The 7245-nt window shown below is 69.0% G+C and carries 8 protein-coding genes; 2 read left to right on the top strand and 6 right to left on the bottom strand.

Features of this window, described 5'->3' with window-relative positions; translation table 11 throughout:
- The first annotated feature begins 45 nt into the window (after positions 1–45).
- On the top strand, positions 46–816 hold the full coding sequence (locus tag VGP60_RS14190) for an alpha/beta hydrolase (RefSeq protein ID WP_327548446.1): 771 nt from the start codon (positions 46–48) through the stop codon (positions 814–816).
- A gap of 73 nt (positions 817–889) precedes the next feature.
- On the opposite strand, the gene VGP60_RS14195 is transcribed toward VGP60_RS14190, so the two are convergent.
- From VGP60_RS14195 to VGP60_RS14220, 6 genes are read right to left on the bottom strand one after another with little or no spacing between them, the layout of a single operon-like run.
- Positions 890–1084, bottom strand: a complete 195-nt coding sequence (locus VGP60_RS14195; protein ID WP_327548447.1) for a ferredoxin — start codon at positions 1082–1084, stop codon at positions 890–892.
- A 37-nt stretch (positions 1085–1121) separates the two neighbouring features.
- Positions 1122–2318 carry a cytochrome P450 gene (locus VGP60_RS14200; protein WP_327548457.1) on the bottom strand — a complete coding sequence of 399 codons (1197 nt, stop codon included), beginning with the start codon at positions 2316–2318 and terminating at the stop codon, positions 1122–1124.
- Positions 2319–2368: 50 nt separating this feature from the next.
- Entirely contained in the window at positions 2369–3550 is a 1182-nt protein-coding gene (locus VGP60_RS14205) for an NAD(P)/FAD-dependent oxidoreductase (protein WP_327548448.1), read from the bottom strand.
- Positions 3547–3747, bottom strand: a complete 201-nt coding sequence (locus VGP60_RS14210) for a ferredoxin (RefSeq protein ID WP_327548449.1) — start codon at positions 3745–3747, stop codon at positions 3547–3549. Before VGP60_RS14210 ends, VGP60_RS14205 begins: the two co-directional genes overlap by 4 nt.
- Before the next feature lie 25 nt (positions 3748–3772).
- A complete protein-coding gene (locus VGP60_RS14215) occupies positions 3773–4423 on the bottom strand; it encodes a TetR/AcrR family transcriptional regulator (RefSeq protein WP_327548450.1) in 651 nt (216 codons plus the stop codon).
- Positions 4420–5646 (bottom strand): cytochrome P450, encoded by a 1227-nt coding sequence (locus tag VGP60_RS14220; RefSeq protein ID WP_327548451.1) that lies wholly within the window; start codon positions 5644–5646, stop codon positions 4420–4422. Before VGP60_RS14220 ends, VGP60_RS14215 begins: the two co-directional genes overlap by 4 nt.
- A gap of 107 nt (positions 5647–5753) precedes the next feature.
- Here VGP60_RS14220 and VGP60_RS14225 point away from each other — a divergent pair, with 107 nt between their 5' ends.
- Positions 5754–7217 (top strand): MFS transporter, encoded by a 1464-nt coding sequence (locus VGP60_RS14225; protein ID WP_327548452.1) that lies wholly within the window; start codon positions 5754–5756, stop codon positions 7215–7217.
- The last annotated feature ends 28 nt before the right edge of the window (positions 7218–7245 follow it).

Below are 7245 nucleotides of genomic sequence, written 5' to 3' on the forward strand. Positions count from 1 at the left end.
ATGACTAAACTAGCTTATCTAAACATCTTTAGTTAGAGTGTCGTCATGCCTGCGAACCCAGCTGAGCTGTCCCTCACCCTGTCCGAAGCCGGTACCGGCCGTCCCGTCCTGATCCTGCACGGAGGCGGGGGACCGGCCACCGTCGCGGGGCTCGCGAACCACCTCGCGCGGACCACGCACACCATCACGCCCACGCACCCCGGCTGGGACGGCACCGAGCGCCCCGCCTGGCTGACCGGCATCGACGACCTCGCGCTCACCTACCTCGACTACCTTCGGGACGCCGGGCTCCGCGACGTACTCGTCATCGGCTCCTCGCTCGGCGGCTGGACCGCGGCCGAAATGGCCGTGCGCGACACCGCGGGGATCATCACCGGACTGGTCCTGATCGACGCCGCCGGCGTCCACGTCGAGTCCGAACCGATCGTCGACTTCTTCGCGCTGGACGCCCGCGGCGTCGCGGACTACGCCTGGCACGACTCGGACCGCTTCTACCGCGATCCCGCCGACATCCCCGCCGCCCAACTCGCCACCCAGCAGGCGAACATGGCCACCATGCGCGTCCTCGCGGGCGATCCGTACATGCACGACCCCAAACTGCTTCGCCGCTTGGGCCGTCTCGATCTCCCTGTCCTTCTGGTGTGGGGTGAAAGCGATCGTGTCGTCACCCCGGCCTATGGCGCGGCCTACGCCGAGGCCTTCGGGAACGGACGACTCGAGATCATCCCCAAGGCCGGTCACCTGCCCCAGATCGAACAACCGGAAGCCACCTTCGCCCTCATCGACACCTTCGTCTCCGCAGTCGTGAGCGCGTAACAGTGTTTGAACACTGTTACGCACTCACGACCCCCACCCGCCATCTGTCGACAGATGGCGGCCTCGGGGGGCGCTAGTCCTGGACGTGGATGGCCATGGCGGGGCAGACGGCGGCGGCCTGCCGGACGTCGTCGGCCTGCGAGGCTGACGGGTCGGAGTTGAGCAGGACGGCGACACCGTCCTCGTCGCGCTGGTCGAACACCTCCATGGCGGCGACCACGCACTGTCCTGATGCGACGCACTTGTCTTCGTCGATGGATACCGTCATGAAGTCCCCTTCGGCTGGTCGTGGTGGGAGCGGGGTGTCACCAGGTGACGGGGAGGGAGTAGACGCCGTAGACGGAACCGTTGTGCTTGAAGGGAATCTCGTCCAGGCCGGCCGCCAGCCGCAGCGTCGGGATGCGCCGGTAAAGCGTGCTGTAGACGACCTGCAGTTCGAGGCGAGCGAGCGGCTGGCCGAGGCACTGGTGCACGCCGAAACCGAAGGCCACGTGACGCCGGGCGTCGCGGCGCAGGTCGAGGTCGTCGGGGTCGGTGAAGACCCCGGGATCGCGGTTGCCGATGTCGTTGGCCATGATCAGCCCGTCGCCGGCGCGGATGACCTGCCCGGCGATTTCGATGTCCTCCGTCGCGACCCGGCGCCGCCCGTTGTGCGTGATGTTCAGGTAGCGCAGGAGTTCCTCCACCGCCGACGCCACGAGCTTCGGGTCATCCGTGTCGCGCAGCAACGCCAATTGCTCGGGGTGCTCCAGCAGGGCGAGCGTGCCGAGAGCGATCATGTTGGCGGTGGTCTCGTGCCCCGCGATCAGCAGCAGGACGCCCATCTGCGCCGCTTCTTCCCGCGTCAGTTCCCCGGCCCTGACCCGCTCGGCGAGCCCGGACAGCAGATCGTCGGCAGGGGCGGCGAGCTTCTCGTCCATCAGGCCGTTGAGGTACGCCACCAGCGCGCCGGTGGCCGCCATTCGCTGCTCTTGGGTCGCGTCCCGTTTGATGATGGTCTTGCTGTGGTTCTGGAACAGGTCGTGGTCGCTGTAGGGGACCCCGAGCAGTTCGCAGATGACCAGTGACGGCACCGGGAGGGCGAACGCTTCGACCAGGTCCACCGGCTTCGGCCCGGCCAGCATCTCGTCGATCAGGTCGTCGGCGATCTTCTGCACGGCGGGCCGGAGCGTTTCGACCTTCCGGACGGTGAACTGCCCGGTCACCATCCGCCGCTGCCGCGCGTGCTCGGGGTCGTCCATCAGGATGAAGCTCAAGCCTGGCCTGTTTTTCGAGGAGCCGTCCTCAGCCGGGCGGGGGAGCGGGGCCGGGCTCGGATAGCCGGGGCGGGTGATGTCGGCGCTGACCCTGGGATCGGCCATCAGCGTGCGCTGCTCGGCGTACCGGGTCACGATCCACGGGGTGGTGCCGTCCCACAGGCGCACCTTGGCGAGCGCGCCCTCCTCCTGCTGGGCGCGCAGCGCGGGCGGCGGGTCGAACGGGCAGCCGGCCGCCCTGGTCATCGGGTAGTCCGGGATCTCGGTGGGATGCACGGAGCTGGTCAAGGTTTCTCCTAGGAAACGTGGTGGGACAACGCGTCGACGACGTCCTGCCGGCGCCGGCGGGTCTGTTTGGGCATGTTCCAGCCGAGGACGCCGGTGACCCGGCCGTGCCGGCTGAACCGCGCGACGAAGCGGCGGCTCGCGTGCTCACCGTCCACAATGGTCACGTCGGCGTCGGCGGGCAGTAGACCGTGGATCTGGAGCTTGGCGTCGAACTGGTCGGTCCAGAAGTAGGGCACGGGGTGGTAGGGCTGTTCGGCGCCGAGGAGGTCGGCCGCGACGGCCATGGCCTGCTCGGTGGCGTTGGTCCGGTTTTCCAGCCGTAGCAACGTCCCGAGCTTCTCGTGGTGCCACCGGGCGACGTCACCGACGGCGTAGATGCCGTCCGCCGCGCGGCAACGGGAGTCGCACACCAGCCCGTTCTCGAGGCGCAGCCCGCTGCCTTCGAGCCACTCCGTCGACGGGATGGCACCGACCGCCACGACGACGACGTCCGCGGGCAGCACTTCACCGGTTTCCAGGCGCACCCCGGTGACCCGTCCGTCCACACCGGACAGTCCGCTGACGCCGGTTCCGAGCCGCAGGCGCACCCCGCGTTCGGTGTGCAGCTCGCCGAGCATCGCCGAGACCAGCGACCCGACCTGACTGGCCATCGGGGCCGGCTGGGGTCCGGCCATCGTGACGTCGAGGCCCATTTCCCTTGCGGTGGTGGCGATTTCGGCGCCGAGCACACCGTCGCCGACGACCACGAGCCGGGTGGAGACCAGGAGGTCCGCCCGTAACGCCAGCACGTCGTCTAGGGTGCGCAGCACGTGCACCCCGGCGAGATCGGCTTGCCCGGGAAGGGTGCGGGGTCGTGCCCCGGTGGCCACGACGACAGCGTCGGCTCGCAAGGCCCTTCCCGACGCCGTGTGCACGGTCCGTTCCGCGACAGCCAGGCCGACGGCCGGATCACCGAGGACGAACTCGGCGTCCAGCGCGGACAGGACTTCCTGGGTTCGCAGCTGGGTCCGTTCCGGGAGCCAGCTACCGGAAAGGACCTGTTTGGACAGTGGTGGCCGGTCGTAGGGCAGATGTGTCTCGGCGCCGAGTATCGTCAGGTGGCCCTGATAACCCTTGCGCCGCAAAGCTTCCGCGGTGGCGAGCCCGGCCGCGGAAGCGCCGGCCACCAGGACGTCGGCCGGCGGGTTCACGCGTTCTCGTGCAGCACGATCGCGGCCGCGGGACAGACGTCGGCGGACTCCCTGACCGCGCCGTACTGGTCCTCGCCAGGCGCGGCGTCGAGCAGGATCACGATCCCGTCGTCCTCACGCTGGTCGAACACCTCCGGCGCGATCAGGACGCACTGTCCGGCGCCGCAACACTTTTCCTCGTCCACACTGATTTTCATGAGCTTCCTCTGTTCGTATCTCTCGTCATGGCCGTCGGGTGACCGGGGCCAGGTACAGGCCGACGATCGCGTCGGCCAGCCCGGCCGCGGCGTCGAGCCAGGTCGACCGGGGGGTGGGGGTGCCTTCGGCGAGCGCGCGCTCGCGTTCGGCGAACATGTGCACCATCAGCTGACGGGCCATGTCGTCACGCTCGGCACGGACTTCGGCCGGCAGATCGGGAAGGCACCGGTTGAGTCCGGCGAGGACCTGGTGCAATGAAGGGGCGCCGAGCGCCTCTTCGACCATGATCCCGCGCAGCGTCGGATCGGTCATCACCTGCGCGCCGAATCGCGCGAACCAGGTCGGGTTGCCCAGTACGGCCAGGTGTTCGGCGTTCGGGCGGGTCAGGCAGGCGACCCAGTCGCGTACGCCGGGGGAGTCGCCGAGCCCGGCCACCATCCGCGTGCGGTTCAGTTCGGTCTGCTCGGCGTGTTTGCGCACGATCGCGCGCACGAGATCGGCTTTCGTGCCGAAGTGGTAGCCGACCGCGGTGTTGTTGCCCTGTCCCGCGGCCTCGCTGACCTGACGGTTGGACACGGCGAACACTCCGTGCTCGGCGAACAGCTGTTCCGCGGCCGCCAGGATCGACTCGCGGGTCGCGCCGGCCCGCGCGGCCCGGACGGTCTTGCCGGTCACCACCGCACCGGCAGTTCACGCAGTCCGCCGACGGCGAGCCCTTCGACCTGGCGCAGTTCCGTTTCCGGCACGGCGAGTTCGAGAGAAGGTAACCGGCGCAGCAGCACTTCGAGCACGGTCTGCAGTTCGGTGCGCGCCAACGCCTGTCCCAGGCACGAATGCGCTCCGGCCCCGAAGGCCAGGTGCGGGTTCGGCGTGCGCGTCAGGTCCATCTCACCGGCACCGTCGAACGCGGTGTCGTCACGGTTGGCGGCGGCCATGCTGCAGATGACGGTGGTGCCCGCCGGGATCGCGCCCCCGGTCACCTCGACGTCCTCACCGATGTAGCGCGGCATCCCGAACCCCGGGTTGGCGTCGAACCGCAGCACCTCTTCGACCGCGGGGCGCACGAGCGCCGGGTTCGCCAGCAGCTGCTCCCAACGGCTCCGGTCGGCCAGCAGCATCGCGACCATCTTCGCGATCATGTTCGCCGTCGTCTCGTGCCCGGCGACCAGCAGTCCTTGTCCGGTGGCCACGAGTTCCGCGTCGGTGAGGCCCTCGCCCTCGGCGTCGGTGCCCTTGATGAGCTCGCTGAGCAGGTCCTCGCCCGGCTCGGTGCGCCGGGAGGCGATATGGGCGGCCATGTACGCGACGAACTCGCCCTGTGCGGCGTCGATCTCCGACTGCTCGTAGCGGGTCAGGTTGATCAGGGTGTCGGACCAGTGCGCGAACTTGTCGCGGTCGGAGTCGGGAACGCCCAACAGGTCGCAAATCACCCACACCGGCAGCGGGAAACCCAGACCCGCCTTGAGATCGGCCGGGTGGCCCTGCTTCACCATGTCGTCGATGAGCTGGCCGGCCATCGCCTCGATCCCCGGCTTCAGCGCGGACATGCGCTTGGCGGTGAACCACTTGCTGACCATGCGGCGCCACCGCTGGTGCTCCGCGCCGCTCTGTGGCAGTGCTTTGGCCAGGTCGCTGTTGAAAACCCCGCCGGACTCGCTGTCGGAGATCCGGGCCGCGTTGCCGGCGTTGAGCTGCCTGGTGAACCGCGGGTCCGACAACACCTGTTTGACGTCGTCGTAGCGCGTGACCAGGGAGGCTTCGTCACCGCTGGGGAGCTTCACCCGCGCCACGGGGCATCGCTGCCTGAGTTCGGCCCATTCGGCCGGTGGTTCGAGCGCTTCTTGACTCGGGATCGGATAGCTCAACATCTGCTCGCCCTGGATCACGTCGTCCTCCATTCGCTCACCTGCTGTTCGTGATTAGCTAACCGAATCTGCTAGCTTAAGTCAAGCGACTGATTTAATCTGGCTATCATCGTGCGTTCCCTCGAGACGGAGGCTTTCCCGTGCCCGCTGTTCCTGCCGTAACCGCCGGGGCGTCCGCGCCATCGCGGACCAATTTCCTGGTGGCCGTGCTGGCCTTGGCCGGGATCGTGGTCGCGCTGATGCAGACCCTGGTGATCCCGCTCATCCCCGAACTCCCCAAGCTGCTGCACGCCTCGGCGTCCGACGCCACCTGGGCCATCACCGCGACGCTGCTCGCGGGGGCAGTGGCGACGCCGGTGGTGGGACGGCTCGGCGACATGTACGGCAAGCGGCGCATGCTGCTGATCAGCCTGGGCCTGCTGGTGATCGGGTCGACGGTGGCCGCGCTGAGCGATTCCCTGACCCCGATGGTCGTCGGCCGGGCCCTGCAGGGGCTCGCGGCCGGGGTCATCCCGCTGGGGATCAGCATCATGCGTGACGAGCTCCCCGGCGAAAAGCTCGGCTCCGCGGTCGCGCTCATGAGCGCTTCACTCGGCGTCGGCGGCGCGCTCGGCCTGCCCGCGGCCGCGATCCTGGCCGAACAGTTCGACTGGCACATGCTGTTCTGGGTCTCGGCCGTGCTCGGTGTCGTCGCCGCGGCTCTCGTGGTGACCCTTGTGCCGGAATCCGCGGTGCGCACCCCCGCCCGGTTCGACTTCGTGGGCGCGGCCGGGCTGTCGACCGGGCTGATCTGCCTGCTGCTGGCGATCTCCAAGGGGGCCAGCTGGGGCTGGGGGAGCGCGTCCACCATCGGGCTGTTCGGTGTCGCGATCCTCGTCCTGCTGGTATGGGGCTGGTGGGAACTGCGCACCACCGAGCCGCTGGTCGACCTGCGCACCACTGTGCGGCGTCAGGTCCTGCTGACCAACATCGCCTCGGCCGTGTTCGGGTTCGCGATGTTCGCGATGTCCCTGGTGCTCCCGCAGCTGCTCCAGCTGCCGACGTCCACCGGGTACGGGCTGGGCCAGTCGATGCTGGCCGTCGGCCTGGTGATGGGGCCGTCCGGACTGGTCATGATGGCCACGGCCCCGCTGTCCGCGCGCATCTCGAAGGCCAGGGGCCCCAAGGTGACGCTGATGCTCGGCGCCGTCGTGGTCGCGCTGGGCTACAGCATGAGCATCGTGATGATGGCGCAGATCTGGCAGCTCGTGCTCGTCTCCGCGGTGATCGGTGCCGGGATCGGTCTCGCCTACGGGGCGATGCCCGCGCTCATCATGGGCGCGGTTCCGGTGTCGGAAACCGCTGCCGCCAACAGTCTCAACACGCTCATGCGGTCGATCGGCACCTCGGTGTCCAGTGCCGTGGCGGGGGTCGTGCTCGCGCAGATGACCATCTCGCTGGGCACTTTCACGGCCCCCGCGCAGAACGGCTTCCGGGTGGTCATGGGCATCGGCGCGGGTGCCGCGATCACCGCCCTCATCATCGCGGCCTTCCTGCCAGGACAGCGTCCCGTCGCCGCTCCGGTCGCCCCGAAGGCGGCCCCCGTGACTTCCTCGGTGAGCTGAGGAGTCGTGGGGGGGGGGGGGGGGGGGG

The sequence above is a fragment of the Amycolatopsis sp. genome, from assembly GCF_036008905.1.
In the GTDB taxonomy this organism is placed as follows: domain Bacteria; phylum Actinomycetota; class Actinomycetes; order Mycobacteriales; family Pseudonocardiaceae; genus Amycolatopsis.